At 59.8% G+C, this 14,105-nt stretch carries 20 protein-coding genes; 7 read left to right on the top strand and 13 right to left on the bottom strand.

All coding sequences use genetic code 11. From position 1 onward, the window contains the following. Positions 1 to 47 precede the first annotated feature (47 nt). Complete coding sequence (locus AC0L2K_RS18145) at positions 48 to 479, top strand: hypothetical protein (RefSeq protein ID WP_128248162.1); 432 nt, start codon at positions 48 to 50, stop codon at positions 477 to 479. An 18-nt stretch (positions 480 to 497) separates the two neighbouring features. Here AC0L2K_RS18145 and AC0L2K_RS18140 read toward each other — a convergent pair whose 3' ends face one another. From AC0L2K_RS18140 to AC0L2K_RS18130, 3 genes are all read right to left on the bottom strand, one after another. Then, positions 498 to 812 (bottom strand): hypothetical protein, encoded by a 315-nt coding sequence (locus AC0L2K_RS18140; protein WP_128248163.1) that lies wholly within the window; start codon positions 810 to 812, stop codon positions 498 to 500. A gap of 485 nt (positions 813 to 1,297) precedes the next feature. Then, positions 1,298 to 1,993, bottom strand: coding sequence for an ATP-dependent DNA ligase (locus AC0L2K_RS18135; protein ID WP_287240919.1), 696 nt, complete (start codon positions 1,991 to 1,993; stop codon positions 1,298 to 1,300). Positions 1,994 to 2,086: 93 nt separating this feature from the next. After that, complete coding sequence (locus AC0L2K_RS18130) at positions 2,087 to 2,509, bottom strand: low affinity iron permease family protein (protein ID WP_128248508.1); 423 nt, start codon at positions 2,507 to 2,509, stop codon at positions 2,087 to 2,089. Positions 2,510 to 2,707: 198 nt separating this feature from the next. Here AC0L2K_RS18130 and AC0L2K_RS18125 point away from each other — a divergent pair, with 198 nt between their 5' ends. The 3 genes from AC0L2K_RS18125 (at position 2,708) to AC0L2K_RS18115 (ending at position 4,950) form a co-directional block, all read left to right on the top strand. Further along, on the top strand, positions 2,708 to 3,190 hold the full coding sequence (locus tag AC0L2K_RS18125) for a pyridoxamine 5'-phosphate oxidase family protein (RefSeq protein WP_287240868.1): 483 nt from the start codon (positions 2,708 to 2,710) through the stop codon (positions 3,188 to 3,190). A gap of 640 nt (positions 3,191 to 3,830) precedes the next feature. After that, a complete protein-coding gene (locus tag AC0L2K_RS18120; protein ID WP_287240869.1) occupies positions 3,831 to 4,739 on the top strand; it encodes an MFS transporter in 909 nt (302 codons plus the stop codon). 61 nt (positions 4,740 to 4,800) lie between these two features. Then, positions 4,801 to 4,950 (top strand): hypothetical protein, encoded by a 150-nt coding sequence (locus AC0L2K_RS18115; RefSeq protein ID WP_287240870.1) that lies wholly within the window; start codon positions 4,801 to 4,803, stop codon positions 4,948 to 4,950. 470 nt (positions 4,951 to 5,420) lie between these two features. Here AC0L2K_RS18115 and AC0L2K_RS18110 read toward each other — a convergent pair whose 3' ends face one another. Then, on the bottom strand, positions 5,421 to 5,639 hold the full coding sequence (locus AC0L2K_RS18110; RefSeq protein ID WP_287240872.1) for a hypothetical protein: 219 nt from the start codon (positions 5,637 to 5,639) through the stop codon (positions 5,421 to 5,423). A gap of 216 nt (positions 5,640 to 5,855) precedes the next feature. Here AC0L2K_RS18110 and AC0L2K_RS18105 point away from each other — a divergent pair, with 216 nt between their 5' ends. Further along, a complete protein-coding gene (locus AC0L2K_RS18105) occupies positions 5,856 to 6,152 on the top strand; it encodes a hypothetical protein (protein ID WP_128248512.1) in 297 nt (98 codons plus the stop codon). 452 nt (positions 6,153 to 6,604) lie between these two features. On the opposite strand, the gene AC0L2K_RS18100 is transcribed toward AC0L2K_RS18105, so the two are convergent. From AC0L2K_RS18100 to AC0L2K_RS18085, 4 genes are all read right to left on the bottom strand, one after another. Next, positions 6,605 to 6,730, bottom strand: a complete 126-nt coding sequence (locus AC0L2K_RS18100) for a hypothetical protein (RefSeq protein ID WP_288142346.1) — start codon at positions 6,728 to 6,730, stop codon at positions 6,605 to 6,607. 145 nt (positions 6,731 to 6,875) lie between these two features. Beyond that, on the bottom strand, positions 6,876 to 7,352 hold the full coding sequence (locus AC0L2K_RS18095; RefSeq protein WP_473531977.1) for a hypothetical protein: 477 nt from the start codon (positions 7,350 to 7,352) through the stop codon (positions 6,876 to 6,878). 81 nt (positions 7,353 to 7,433) lie between these two features. Beyond that, a complete protein-coding gene (locus tag AC0L2K_RS18090) occupies positions 7,434 to 7,817 on the bottom strand; it encodes a hypothetical protein (RefSeq protein ID WP_287240880.1) in 384 nt (127 codons plus the stop codon). A gap of 418 nt (positions 7,818 to 8,235) precedes the next feature. Continuing rightward, positions 8,236 to 8,394 carry a hypothetical protein gene (locus tag AC0L2K_RS18085; RefSeq protein ID WP_287364366.1) on the bottom strand — a complete coding sequence of 53 codons (159 nt, stop codon included), beginning with the start codon at positions 8,392 to 8,394 and terminating at the stop codon, positions 8,236 to 8,238. A 508-nt stretch (positions 8,395 to 8,902) separates the two neighbouring features. On the opposite strand from AC0L2K_RS18085, the gene AC0L2K_RS18080 reads away from it, so the two are divergent. Then, positions 8,903 to 9,829, top strand: a complete 927-nt coding sequence (locus AC0L2K_RS18080) for an adenylate/guanylate cyclase domain-containing protein (RefSeq protein WP_287240882.1) — start codon at positions 8,903 to 8,905, stop codon at positions 9,827 to 9,829. 798 nt (positions 9,830 to 10,627) lie between these two features. Here the strand turns inward: AC0L2K_RS18080 and AC0L2K_RS18075 are convergent. From AC0L2K_RS18075 to AC0L2K_RS18055, 5 genes are all read right to left on the bottom strand, one after another. Beyond that, positions 10,628 to 11,164 carry a hypothetical protein gene (locus AC0L2K_RS18075; protein ID WP_473531976.1) on the bottom strand — a complete coding sequence of 179 codons (537 nt, stop codon included), beginning with the start codon at positions 11,162 to 11,164 and terminating at the stop codon, positions 10,628 to 10,630. Positions 11,165 to 11,167: 3 nt separating this feature from the next. Next, a complete protein-coding gene (locus tag AC0L2K_RS18070; protein ID WP_473531975.1) occupies positions 11,168 to 11,356 on the bottom strand; it encodes a hypothetical protein in 189 nt (62 codons plus the stop codon). A gap of 369 nt (positions 11,357 to 11,725) precedes the next feature. Continuing rightward, positions 11,726 to 12,853 carry a hypothetical protein gene (locus tag AC0L2K_RS18065; RefSeq protein WP_473531974.1) on the bottom strand — a complete coding sequence of 376 codons (1,128 nt, stop codon included), beginning with the start codon at positions 12,851 to 12,853 and terminating at the stop codon, positions 11,726 to 11,728. Position 12,854: 1 nt separating this feature from the next. Then, on the bottom strand, positions 12,855 to 13,052 hold the full coding sequence (locus tag AC0L2K_RS18060; RefSeq protein ID WP_128248483.1) for a hypothetical protein: 198 nt from the start codon (positions 13,050 to 13,052) through the stop codon (positions 12,855 to 12,857). Positions 13,053 to 13,135: 83 nt separating this feature from the next. After that, positions 13,136 to 13,345, bottom strand: coding sequence for a MerR family transcriptional regulator (locus AC0L2K_RS18055; RefSeq protein ID WP_287240889.1), 210 nt, complete (start codon positions 13,343 to 13,345; stop codon positions 13,136 to 13,138). A 197-nt stretch (positions 13,346 to 13,542) separates the two neighbouring features. Here AC0L2K_RS18055 and AC0L2K_RS18050 point away from each other — a divergent pair, with 197 nt between their 5' ends. Continuing rightward, a complete protein-coding gene (locus AC0L2K_RS18050) occupies positions 13,543 to 14,100 on the top strand; it encodes a hypothetical protein (RefSeq protein ID WP_287240890.1) in 558 nt (185 codons plus the stop codon). Positions 14,101 to 14,105 lie beyond the last annotated feature (5 nt).

Genomic DNA, 14,105 nt, shown 5'->3' with positions numbered 1-14,105 from the left:
AAGTTCAGTGTGTGGAGGGGGAACCACAATGCGCAAACGCTTTCTACTTGCAGCCCGCCGCTGTGATTGCCGGCTGTCAGACAGGTCCGGCGCCGATCATCTTCAAGCCGGGCGTGGATCTGAATTCGACCGTCGTAGCGCTTGACCAATGCAAGATCGACTCCTTCAAAGAGATTCCGCAGTCGCTCGCGACGGATGTTCGCCCTGGATACAACAACCCAGGCACAATCCAGTGCAACACCTATGGAACGATGGTGACGTGCAACCGAATCGGCGCCGTGAATATCCCGGCCTCTTCGACAACCTATGACGTTAATGGCGAATTGCGCGACCGATATATAGTTCGCTGCCTCCAGTCCAACGGCTTCACCGTCAAGATGGATGGCCGAGCCTGCGTGACAGAAGCTGAGACGAAAAAGGCGCTTGCAGATCGGGCCGCGGGACAGTTTCCGCAATGCGCCGTCAAAGCAGGGCCCTAAGCACAAGACGAGCTACGCTCAAATCGTCGAGCGCGCCTTGCAGCAAGCGGCGCCGGCCACTTTCAGCCCTTTCGTTCGAAGGTTGGCTTCCAGTCGCGATTGCGCGCCCGCTGCTGTGAAGAACACTTGCCGGCGGTCACGGCCAGCAGCCTTGCAATTTGAGCAGACAAAGAGCCCGACCAGGTCGTCATGCATCGAGCCGTGGTCACGCCCGAGCCTGTCAATCAGCGCCTGGATGTCGAGCTTCGTCGATTTGCAGCACATCGGGTGCGCACAATTGACATAGATGGTTTCGCGGGCGGCCAGGGTGTCGGCGAGGGTTTTTTGAGGCATGGCGATCTCCGTAAAAGGGGTTCGCCGCAATGGAGATTATATTCCTAAAATTTGATGTCGCTGGCAAGCGGGTTGGAGCGCGAGGAAGCTTGCCGACCCTCGCTTCTCGGCCTCGCTGATAGCGTCTCGAGTCTTCAGCGATGCCGCCCGGCTAACTGGCCCGGCGTCATAGCGGACATGAGGCGTTCGCTGACCCACCCTCGAACTACGCCGCGGCCCCATCCAGGGCACCTGAACATTAGCAGCTTCTAACATTTTGTGGTATAACCGGCATCAAAATTTGCTCTATCACATCAAGCGGGGGCACCATGATCGACCTGCCACCGGGCATCGAGCCAGCCGACTACGCCCGCCTCCTCATGGACAAGCAGACCCCAAGAGCGACGACAAGTGGGGTCCAGCTGGCCGCCTCGACCTCGGTGGCGGCGAGCACTACTTCTTTGGATGAGGCGTCGACATGAAGACGCTAGTCGTCGCGGCCATTCTCATCGTCTGCATCCTCGTGCTGGATAACATTCGAGGATCGCGGACCGAGTGCTACACCCAGGGGAACCTCCAGATCGGAGGCGTTCAGCAGCCGTGGGTATGCGTGGGGCCGGATGGAGTGGCGTATGGGCCATGAATAGAGGGAGACACACGTCGTCGTCTTCAATCGTCGTCCAGAAATCCTGCAGTGAGGCGTGCCGAAGGTCTTCCTCGCCTCTGAGGTGCTTTACGCGGGCTTTGATCCCCGGCTTAACCCACTGCGTTGCCGGCCGCTTTGGCATGTCCTTGGGCGGTGGCCCGGCATGTTCCTGGACGCGCTTCCAAAGCCGCTCCCGCATCTCGCGATTGACGCTCACGAACGCACTGCCGACATATTTCCGGGTACCTGGGTCAGCCATCAGAGCAAACGCCGGCTTGCCCCTCTCGCGTTCAACTCCGAGAAGTTCAAACTCGCTTTCGGTGAAGGATTTTGTCTTCAGCCAATTTGTAGTCGGGCCGCTGCGATATTTGCTGTCTCGACGCTTCGATACCATCCCTTCCAGGCCTGCCGCGTCGATCAGATGATAGATCCCGTTGGCTTCGCCTGGCATCGTCTCGCTGAACTGGATGCGGCTGTCAGACCCTATAAGGCCGGCCAGGATTTCCCGCCTGTCCTCCAGCACCATGTCGCGCAAGTCGTGGCCGTTGAGATGCAGCAGATCGAACGCGACGAAATAGAGGTCGTGCTGGCGCCTGGTGATGGCCTTGCGCAGCGCGGCAAATCGCTCACCGGCATGTTGGCGGTGTGGTTAGCTGCGAGATCCTAGATTGCGGCTACGCTGCCTGCGCATTTTGTTGCGCTTAGCAGTCGCTGGCGTAACTCCCTCGTGCTCAGCTTCTTGATCAGCCGCCGCCGCTTCCAGTTCAAGCCGCGCCAAATGGGCTTTGATCTCCTCGGGCTCGGCATGCTCGAGCCCGACGACATTGTTCCTCGTTTCCTTCAATGCGACAATGATCTCGTCGAGCTTCGCATGGATGGCAGCAGTGTCGCGATAGCCCTGAATCAGCACGACGCCGGTAATCACTATCGCAGCTACAGAAAGCGCATAGGTGATTACGTTTGTTAGCCCAAACGGAACCATCGCAGTGCAGGCTATCATCGCGGCGATCAGCACATAGAAGCCGGGCGGGCGGGACAGAAAGTCGGCTATCACGAAGAGAAATCGGTTCATGCGAATCCCCGTACGATGTGATCCGATTGGGGCCGCATTTCGGGTGCTCGTCAATGGCACCCTCTTTTTGTTGGCCTACTGCCCATGTTGGTCCTCGGGCCGTCCCGATCTGGGGCCGGCGGAACTCCTTATATTCCAGGTACGCGCTTGGAACCACGGCAGACACGCGGCGTTTGGCGTTCTCACAGGAGACAAGCCATGCCCGACAACGATGAGGAATTCAAAAGCAAGTTTTGGGATTCGATCCGTTCCGACATGACGGCAATGATCGGCGTCCCGAGCGTCCACCCTCGACCGATGACAGCGCAGTTCGATGGTGACCGCAACGTCATCTATTTCTTCACAGCGAAGGACACCGACCTGGCCGAGGCCGTTGCATCTGCAAAGGAAGCGACACTGGTCTACTCCTCCAAGGGACACGACCTGTTCGCCACCGTCGAAGGCAAACTGAGGATCGACGATGATCGGGAAGTCATCGACCGATTGTGGAATCGCTTCGTCGCCGCATGGTTCGAAGGAGGCAAGGAAGATCCGAAGCTGTGCTTGCTCAGGTTCGATCCTGCGGACGCCGAAATCTGGAAAGATGCATCCAGTATCGTCGCCGGGGTGAAACTTTTCCTCGGGATGGGCGACCCGAAAGCGGACTACAGGGACAGCGTGGCACAGGTTCGCATGAAGTAACCGGCCCTCTATACTGGACCCAGGCAGTGCCCTTTCGACCGTGCTGAAGAGCGCGTCCGTGCCATAGCGCCTGATGAGGGCGGGCGCCTTGACCTCCGCATGGTGCGAGCAATTTCTGCACCAGGCCCGTAACATGTGCCATTTGCGGAGATCGCTCAGCGATACGTCCAGCCCGGCATGTATGCTGCCCTCTACGATGGTCTGCGGCGCCCGGATGGCGGTTTGCCAGGCCGCTTGGCTGACAAATGAGTCCGGCGATCGACAGATGGTCTCGACAAGCGCCTTCTCCTCGCGGTCCCAAACCTCGATCCGGAAATTGTCCTCCGCTGTTGTTGCCATGGCTCGAGTCGCGCCTCGAGCGATAGCGCGTTATCGCCTCGCCGTCGCCTGCGATCGTTGCCCTGACCTCGTCACAGCTCATGCTGGTCGAGTTGTAACGAGAAATCGCCTGCGCCTCGAACGAGACCAGCAACGGGCATAGGAAAATCAATGTGCGTTTCATGATCATCTCCGCACGGCAATTCGGAACATTTCTCTCTCCCTGCGGTTGGAGAGTCGAGGGCGGTCAGCCCCAGCAATGAAGGCCATCATCGCAGCGCTGGTTCCCCAGGAGCTTGCCGCAATAACAAGGACAACAGTGATGAGCGACGCAATTCCCAACCCCCGCCAAGAAGAAAATTTGGCTTACTCGACCGCAAGTGATGATGCTCACGCGATCCTTCTGAACAAAGTCAGTTGGGGCGCCATTCTCGCCGGAGTGGTTGTGGCTCTCGTGACGCAAGTCCTGCTGACGATGCTGGGTGCTGGTGTCGGCATCGCGACGCTCGATCCCGGGACCGGTGACAATCCCGAGGCATCGACGTTTTCAATTGTAGCCGGTATCTGGTACGTCCTGTCTGGCATTGTTGCTGCGTTCGTCGGCGGCTACATCGCTGCTCGGATGTCCGGCAAGACGCCCCCCACCACGGGCGCGCTCCATGGGCTGACAACCTGGGCACTCACAACCTTGCTGGTGCTATATTTCCTCACCAGCACAGTCGGCATTATTGTTGGCGGAGCTTTTAGCGGTATCGCAAGCGCCGTCGGCGGCTTGGGCGAGACCGTAGCGCAAACCGCGGAACCAATTGTGGCAGAGGCTAATCCTCTGGAAGCCATTGAGGCTCAGGTGCGCTCGACCGGTACGGACCCGGAGGCGCTTAACAATGCGGCCATCAGTGCGATGCGTGCGCTCGTCATGGGCAACGAGGCGGATGTCAATTCAGCCCGTCAAAACGCAGCACAAGCACTGGCGACGGCACGTGGTATCCCTCTCGAACAAGCCACGGAACAGGTGACGCAGATGGAACAGCAATATCGCCAAGCCGTCGAGCAGGCGAAGCAACAAGCGGCGGAAGCCGCAGATACCGCTGCTTCGATCGCATCGACCGGCGCGCTTCTGGCATTCGTCTCCCTTGTGCTTGGCGCGATTGCTGGCTGGTTTGGCGGCCGTTCCGGGGTGGTTCACCCAGTCTTTGCAGACCGTCTCATACCTTCGCGGCGCGGTTTGTAACGTAACGCGTCGCGCTCCATTGATGCTTAGAAACGTCTCCGGCGTGCTGCTGGAGCCCGCAATGGATGACGCTCTCAACTTCATAGCGGCTGAAATGAAAATTGGCCGGTCGGAACTCATTCAGATCGTGCTGCGCGAATGGCTGGAAATCAACGCCTATCAGCCAGTTCGAACGATCGACGAGGGTATCGAAATAGACGGCAGCGCTTAGGACTTCCGTGATCCCTACCTACCCTCTGGTAGTTGTCGTGCGGCCGACCCCAATCCGCCAGGCCGGCACCCTACAGGCAATCCACCCCAACGCCCCCCCAGCGGCGCCGGCCTTCCCCGTGTCTGACGTTGCCAATCAGTAGTCTTCGGTAGTCTTCTTCATTTGCCCGGGGGGCGGCGGTATTGGCGTCCGTGTCCTGCTGACCGGGGGCGGCTTCCCCTACTTTAGGCGCGGCGCCCCGTGCCTGGCCGGCAACCGATTGAGAATGCAGCGCTTTTGAATTTTACTCCCCCCGTTCGCTCTATTTTAGACCCCCGAGACTGACGTTAAAAAAGCAGTAGCGTCGAAGCATGCCGAGCCATCAGAACGCCCTAAACACTTGATTCATAAAGAAATGCCCGGTTAACTGGTGGATGCCTGCGCGCGGGGAGCCTTCTCCAGCCTAGGCAATATCAGGTGAGGCAAAACACTCACGTATTGCCGGCGGGGCTGGTGGGATCGATTTTCGTCATGCGTTCCCTCGCCTCGCTCACGCGTCTTTGCTCGGACCGTATGCGGTCGCACAACGCGAGATTGACGGCGACGCAGCCATGGTCCGCCAACTTCGCATGCTTAAGCGAGCGCTCGGCTCGTTTTACGCGCAGCCTGGCACTGGCCAATTCGAAGCTAAAAATATCAATCATCATCATACCGCTTCGTTTGCGGTCCCTTCGATTGTTAACCGGCTTCGATCCCATTTGTTCCGACCGCACGCGGCGCAACGCCGGGACGGAGCGATCTGACTGTGCCGGGGAAGTCCCCACCTCGCAACCAAGCCGCGGGGCCGTCCCCGCTAGAGCGAAGCGCGCTGTCTCGGAGATTACCAATCTGTTGACTAAGATCCCACCCGCTCCAGAATCCTATCCATGCCGCGGGAGATCAATATCGGCGACAAGGTGGCGATCATGGCCACGGTGGGCAAGCGTATCGAGGATCGCGTGACCCTGCATATCTGGACGGCAAATCAGTCCTATTCAACCATCGAACCGAAGGCCAAGCCAGGCGACAAGATCAGGCTTGAAGGCGAGGTCGTACACGTTGACGAGGAGTTGCGCCGCGTAACGGTGCAGGTGCTCGGGCGGATCACGGTCGATGCCAGTTCGGTCGAACTGGTGAAAAAAATCCGCCGACCGAAAGGCACAACGCCGCTGCCGGCCGACTAGGCAGCTTCGAGACTCTCGCCCGCAATAGCGGCATTCTCTCTTCGGGGGGATAAGGCGTGGGCAAAGGTCACCGTTATCAAGGCGCCAATCAGGCTGACCGCTGGCGAAGGCGCGCTGGCAGAAGAATGCCGGCACGGCGGCTGCCGCGACCGCTCTTGGGGCTGATGTTCCGTAGGTACGCTTGCCGCCACAATCATCCAATTCGTAATGCAGAGCACCGCAAGCCTTCAGGGCACGGTAACGAATTGGACCGAGCCGCTGCCTGCTTCGATGGAAGGCCGCGCCTCCGTGATCGATGGTGACACGGTAGAGATTGCCGGCCAAAGGATTCGGTTCAGCGGCATCGACGCGCCTGAGAGCCGGCAATATTGCGATGACGCCAAAGGCTTCGATACCCCTGCGGGCGCCGCGCTGCCGCCGCGTTGGATACCTTCCTGTCCGCATCTAGGCCCCTACACTGTAACTTTGTCGACCGGGATCGCCACGGTCGGCTCGTCGGCGATTGTGCGCGTGCCGACGGTCGCGACGTCCAGCAGTGGCTTGTAGAGCAAGGTCTGGCACTCGACTGGCCGAAACACAGCAGCGGCGCCTGTGCACCCGCGATGCGTTCGCGGCGCTGATCGCGGTCAGGTCATGACTCAGGCAACCTCGATCTCGCGGGCAGGACCTTCGCCACCGTTGACCGAATCCGGCGTTAACATTGCCGCTAATTGCCCGCCGTTGTCAGCGCGCGACGCTGCCGCTGCCTCCGACGCTGCCGCTGCCGTCAATGCTGCCGGTGGCGCTGCCGTCAATGCTGCCGCTGCCGGTGGCGCTGCCGTCAATGCTGCCGCTGCCGTCAATGCTGCCGCTGCCGTCAATGCTGCCGGTGGCGCTGCCGTCAATGCTGCCGCTGCCGTCAATGCTGCCGCTGCCACCGATGCTGCCGGTGGCGCTGCCGTCAATGCTGCCGCTGCCGCCGACGCTGCCGGTGCCGTGGTCGCCGACGCTGCCGCTGCCGGCGATGGTGTCCCTACTAGCTGTGCCTGTCGGATGGCCCTCGCCAGTGGTGAGCGGCGGGCACAAGCGACATTGCTGCCCCGCCAAGATCTGGCGCTCAAACGCCTGCGCAAATACTGGAACGGTCGCCGCTGAGCCGAAAAATGCACCTGAAATCAGCACCATACCGGTGCCGGCGAGGAGATGATGGATGGTTTTCATTGTGTTGCTCCCTAAGACTTTCACCTTGGGTTAACAATTGAAACTCAGAGCTTGTTAAATCGGTTCCCTGCTATGTCGTTCTTAGGCGGGCCGTGCCGGAAACTGGCCGTTGGCAAGCGCCTGGGGTTGATTTTGAAACGCAGGCGAGCCGCTGGACGCGATCTCGCCCTTGGCTGGTCTTATGGACCGGGATGCGGCTCCCGCGCGTCCTGACGCGGCCGTAGGACTCGCCAATCGCCAATCCTGCGCCAGTCTGGTCAGCCGCGCATCGTCTTCGATCCACTCGGCATGCATCGGGTAGCACAACACCGCCCATGTTGGCGCGCCGTACCTCCGCTCAAGCTCATCGTCGCTCACGCTAAGATTGCCCCAGTACCTCGCACGCCATACTCGATCCGCCTCGGGCTCGGGCTCCGGATCGACCTGCACCCGCTTCGGTTTCGCGCCCTTGAGCTCCAGCAGCATTGCATCGAGACTGGTTTTCGTCCGCGTAACTGGGATCGCGTCAGCGACAGACGGCGCTGCGGTCGCGTCGAGATCGTTGAAGCGGCAGCCAAGGCCGCCGCAGCGGCAGCGGCGGTTGAAGTAGCCGCGAGGCCAAGCAGAAGGCGGCGGCGGTTGATATCGGGCATACCTTCGGCGGCTGCCCGAACAGTGGTGTTCTCGGGCTCGCCCAATACGCAGCGGGTCAATACGCCGATGCCGTCGAAACACTCAGGCATGAGGCGACGCATCGGCTCGGTTCGCAACGCATCTTGGCTGCAAGTCTGGCGCGGCTGGGGCAGTTGGCAGAGGCCAAGGAAGAAGCAAGGGAATTCCTCGCCTCGAACCCGGATTTTTCGATACAGCACTTCGCCTGGTCTTCCGCCGTCCGGCAAAGCTGTCAGGAACTGCCCTCGCAATCGATGCAGTTCGGCGTCCGGCCAGCGCTGCCCCGCCGCTCGACCGCCGCTATAGCCTCATCCAGTTCCCCGAGCGCCCGTCGCACGTCGCCGGAGAGTGCGCAGGCGTCGGCAAGCAGGCTGAGAAAGAATGGTCGCATCCATTCTGCGCCGCTGCCCGTCCACTCCGCGAGACCGCGCCGTCCGCTTCGACCGAGCATGACACCGAGGCGCTAGGTTCATGAGGTTGACGTTATTTTTTTCCGTCACCCTGCCCCCCATCGACATCGCACGGCATGCCGTGCGATCCTCCGGTACAATCACCCACGGGGATCTCGACGGCGGCCTGCCGGGCTCCATCGGGGCTCCGGGCTTGGCGGCTGGCGCTCCGGCTCGCAAATAAGAAGAACGCGAAACGTCGACGATGCAGCTTCCGCAGGACGCGACGGAAGCGGTCACCGTCCATGACTTCGGGACCCTCCCCCGCCGGGCGGCTTTTCGGGCCCTCCGGTCGACACAACGCGCTTCCTGTTCGCTGCGGCCAGAATCGCCATCCCCGCGCCCAGAAAGAGTGTTTTCAGTATCTTCATGCGACGCGGGAATGCGACGTAGACTCAGCCACCGGAGCACGGCAAGCTTCGGCTGCTCACATCGAGCAGGGACAGTTCAATGTCGGCGACACGACGCAAACTGACGACCATCTTTTCGGCGGATGTTCAGGGCTATACGCGCCTGATGGAAGCCGACGAAGAAGGAACGCTGGCGACTCTGAAACAGTACAGGGACGCAATGGCGCGCCTAATCGAGGCCCGCGGCGGGCGTGTCGTCAACACCTGGGGCGACGGGTTGATCGCCGAATTCCCGAGCGTGGTCGAGTCCGTCCGGACGGCCATCGACGTTCAGAACGAGTTGGCCGGGCACAATGCCGTTCGCCCGGCCGAAACGCAGATGCGCTTTCGGATTGGAATCAACCTTGGCGATGTCATGGTCGAGGGAGATGACATTTATGGAGACGGCGTCAACATTGCCGCCCGCGTTCAGACCGCCGCCCCGGCAGGCGGGATCGTGATCTCAAATACGGTGTACGATCAGGTCCGCAACAAAATGGCGGTCGGGTTCGAGTTCCTGGGCGACCTCGCCGTCAAGAACATCGAAGAAGGTGTGCCGAGCTACGTTGTCCGGATCGGCGGTGAGAAGAGCGGGGCCGAAGCGGTGGCGCGCCGTGCCGAACCGGCCGCTGACGGGCGGTCGCGCGACGCCGCCCGGTCTGGCGCTTTCCTCGGGCGCAGGATCAGCCGGAAATTCCTTCTGCTTGCCTTGACCGCGTTGGGGTTGGTGGCCATCAATGTGCTTTCGTGGAATGGGATTTTCTGGGCTGGGTGGCCGATGCTCGCCGTAGCGGTTCTGGCGGGCCTCCGCTGGGCAAGCATGACGAGGCTCATCAATCGGGGCGTCGCCATGCTGAGTGTCGTCGCATTGGGGGTCGTCGGTGTAAACCTGCTGACCTGGAACGGGATTTTCTGGGCGAAATGGCCGCTACTCGGCATCGCGCTTGCGGGAGGCATCGGCTGGATCATCCGGAAACGGGCGTCATGAGCAGGCTACATGCCTGATCGTCCCAGTTCTCAGTTTCATCCTCTTTGGCGTACAATGATTTCAAAGGTTTACCAACCAATCGCCCAATCGTAATGGCGGAAGGAAACCACGTGCTAGCAACAGCCGAATCTATTGCCCCACGCGTGCCGTCGAACTGTCCTAAAACTTTTTTCGTGGCGTTTATGGAAGAGAGACGACCCGACCGGTACGCACGCTCAGATGGCGCAGGGTTGTCGGTGCCCCCCCGCCCCCCAGAGCCTCAACCGATGTCGTCTAGCGTCTGTCGGCAGAGCCACGCCATTGCTCGGACGTTAGCCAAGGATGCCATGATTTCCTTTGTCTGCCCGCCGTGGCGATAGTTGCCGTTACGCTTGCCCTCAGGTGCGCCGCCGGAAGCGCAAGCCGAACACGGGTGGCTAAAGCGAACGCTGGACACTCTGCGCGGGTGGATGAAATAGCCCTTCATTCAATCAAGGCCGCAAGCTAAGGAGCGCAGGCACAACGCCAGAATGAAGGCCGCGGCGAGCAGCATGGCGACTAGTGCCCAGTTAATCCGGTAGATCATCGATCGTCTGCCGACATATCCGCGCCATTGCCTGGACAACCGCCAAGGCTGCCATTGTGCGTTTGGTCCTGCCTCCGTTGCGATAGTTGCCGTTCCGCTTGCCTTCAGGTGCGCCACCGCCGGCACCGTGCATGCGACAGACTGCGCTGCCCCTCACCGCTGGTGACCGACACTGGCAACCCGTCCGCTTCGACCGAGCATGACACCGAGGCGCTAGGTTCATGAGGTTGACGTTATTTTTTTCCGTCACCCTGCCCCCCATGCGAGACGTTGCCGACAATAGCTTGGCCGCCTTCGTTCACCGTGACGTGCTTCACGGTGACGAGCTGCTGGCCGCCCGTGCGGTATTTCTTTAGGGCTTCGACCTGGGCCGCGAATGTCCTGGTGAGCTTGTTGAAAGCACGTTCGGCGCTGTCTTGCTGCGGGATAGTTTCGCAGTGAGCAAGGCGGCGGGCGAACGTCATTGTCGCTATGTGCACAGCAGCCATCTGCGAAGCCAACATAGCTTCGATCTGATCCTGCGGTTCAATGCCTTTCACGATCGAGGCAACGAAGGCCGTGCCCTGATCGTCTGGCATTTTGCCGTGGCTGCCGACATTCACCAGCTGGCGAAGGAAGCCATTGATGAAATCTTCGTCTGATGACCCGAAGGCTTTCTGGGCTGCCGTATGATCGATCGTGACGCTGCTGCCCTTGATCTTTAAGAGGCGCGACGGCTTCGCTTGGCTCGCGCTATCGGGCTTGGGAAGGACTTCTGCTTTTGCCGTCATGGATTAGGCCGCCCATATTTCACGACTGCGATTAAGCGGCACCTTGCCCTGCTGGACAGGAACGTTGCCATCACGGTTGCCATGGGGATCGAACTTTGCCGCTGCGATGTCGCGGACCCAACGAGGAGCCTTCGCAGCGGCTTTGGCTTGCTTGCGCTCACGCTTGGTCTTCTTCTTCGGGCCGACCGGCATCGGGCCGCTCGACAGGATCTTGCTCGATATCCAGTCCGCACGATTTTCGGCCGTCGATACCGGCGAGTCCGCTAGCCGATCGGCGCTTCCGCATTCGTCGGGAATGGTCCGGCGAGCGTTCGCCGATCATTCGGCGAACCGTCGTCGACCACAACGAGGCCTCCCTCAGTCTCAATCACCGTCATGCTGGCACCCCTCCTTTTCGGACCAAAAAATTTTTTGGCTTTCTCGCCCAAATCCTGTTTTTCCCCCCTTAAAACAGCAAAAATCGGCCGAACAGGAGAGACGGAGGAGGAAGAGGCCGGGGCACCTCTCTCCATATGTAAGACGTTTATGGCACACGTTCCTGTATCCATTAGGTAATTTCCTTCAGCCAAAGGTGACTTGCAGGGCTTCTATTCCAGTCTCGTAGGCCGCCCTCTGCATTGCCTCTTCAAGCAATTCGGCCTTCGACGCTTGGACCAGAAAACTGTCATGTACCGGCAGGACCGTGACGCCAGCCATCAGCATCAAGTGCATGACAGTTTCGGCAATGGCGCTGTCCAGGCACATAAGTTCCGCGCCTTTGTCAGAGTGGAAGTACTTAGCGATGCGGTGATGAGCCTGCTTCACATCGGTTATCAATTCGTCTGCCGCTGCAAACGCCAATTGCGATCCAGGCCCCGCAACCCGCGCCATCTCCTTGTGATGCGCAATGGCAAGGCGAGCTTTTGCCTTGGTTGGGGCGTTGACCAGAACAAGCAATCCAAGTTTGGCGAGCGGTCTCGGCCAACCTGCTATGGCGTAGCAGTCTTCGGGCAAAGCTGCGCCCGCCTCGGCGTATAGGAGAGCTGGGTGCAGGGTTTTGTAATCAATCTCTACGACGCTCTCGCCGCCGATCGTAATCAGTTTTCGCGCTTCTTTGCTCATCGACTGCCAGCCGCCACCTAATGCGTAATAGCGGCCACCTCGGTTGAAGGTGCGGTTGAATATTCGAACCATTGGAGAAGGCAGGACGCCCGTTAGAAGCGTGCCGCGAATGGCTTCGTTCATCTCTTCGACACGACGGCGCATCCGGCGAATCGTGGGGGTGTCGCGATAGTCGACAGGCTCTTTGTCCGCGTCTCGAAGGATGATGCTTTCCCGAGGTCTGGCGATTAAAAGAGCGGGACCAGCGTTCAGTATTTTGCCGGTTCGCTCGATTAGCTCAGGCGTGGCTACCATCGAGCTTTGCCACCTCCGATGATTGGGTGGCACCTTGTCATGATGAACAAGGCCGACGCCATCGAGATAGTCGGCCGAGCCCGTCACCTTGACGTAAGTGTAGAGGGACTCAATGTAGCGGCGCGGCCGGGTGTAGTGATTGCGATTGCGCGAATACGAAACAGCACCATCAGCGGTGACAAGTGAGAGAATAATGGCGGCCGTTGTTTCAGAGCCGCCATACTCTTTGCGAAGGGCCGGCCAGTGAGGCCGGTGCTCCCATCGAAGTGACAGAGGGGTTTGCGCTTCCTCCAACCTACGCAGCCCTCGCCGTGATCAAGTGGCTTCTCGCATTTGCCTGGAGGGCCTGCAATGCAGTCATCGCCCAAGCCGGCCGGCCTTCAAGGTGGAAGATTTCGCCATCCGGCTCGACCTTGACCGTGAGAGTGAATTTCTTGTTCGCCGATGCTGAATGTGAATTAACGTGCGCCTTCGCGCCTGCTATGTCCTGCATGTCTGTTTCTTTCAATTCCCTGGGAGGGGTTGCGAAAAATTGGGCAGATTGGCTTGAGCGGTCGGGTCTGGAAACTGGACCGCTCAAGCAGCTTCCCTCCCCGCCGTTGAGCGGAGGCCGAGTTGCAGTGCGACCGGCGCCACCGGCACTACAATCTTTCGACCAATGCGGATTGTGGGAATGTCGCCACGTTTGGCGGCATCATAAGAGCCGTTCCGACTCAGGCCGTAGAATACCGCCCCGGCATCTGTCACGGAGATGGTGGGGCGGCTCAGCGCGTCTTCCAACGTCATATGGCCGTATCCTGTTCGTTCACGTGGTCGGATCATCCAACGCACTGCCATAGTAATACATCCCGCGATTCGGCGGTTCAAGGGCGGACAAGGGCAAAGTAGGGCTTTCCCCAGTCAAATTCACGTCATTTGAGGGTTTTTGTTGCTTCAATCGCCGACAGCGTGTACCGCTATGGCACTACAAAGGAGTAAGTGGCATGGCGAAAGAGGCGAAGCGCGGCGGCAAGACTGAGACGTTGACGATCCGCCTCGATCCGAAGACTCGCTTCATTCTGGAATACCTCTCCAGGTTGAAGGGCCAGAACATCACCACGGTTGTGGAGCGCGCTATCATGACGGCGGCGTCTCACGAGACGGTGCGTGATCCGAAATTTCCCGAGGAGCCGGACAGCTGGCAACGATTTTGGGATGTCAGCGACGGGTGTCGTGCGCTGCGGATGGCGGAACGCCCCGAATTCTTTCCAACGTATGAAGAAGAACGTCGACTGGCGTTTGCAAAGGAACACTGGCCTTTTTTCTACGCCTCACAGCAAAAAGAAACGTTCCTGACGTTCTACGTTGATGTGCTGTGGCCGCGCATTGACGAATTTATTCAGATTCATGACGACCAGAAAGCCGATGACTACTTTGCGGCCGGAAAGGCCATGCAGGGCGCTCTCCGAGCGGCTAAGCTCAGTGCGCCGGAATGGCCGATTCATGCGAAACCTAAACCGTCAGGGCCACCTCGCGACCTCGACGACGAAATCCCGTTTTGAAAGGG

It is taken from the genome of Mesorhizobium sp. WSM4817 (genome assembly GCF_055811135.1).
This window is presented reverse-complemented; position numbering and strand designations above follow the sequence as displayed.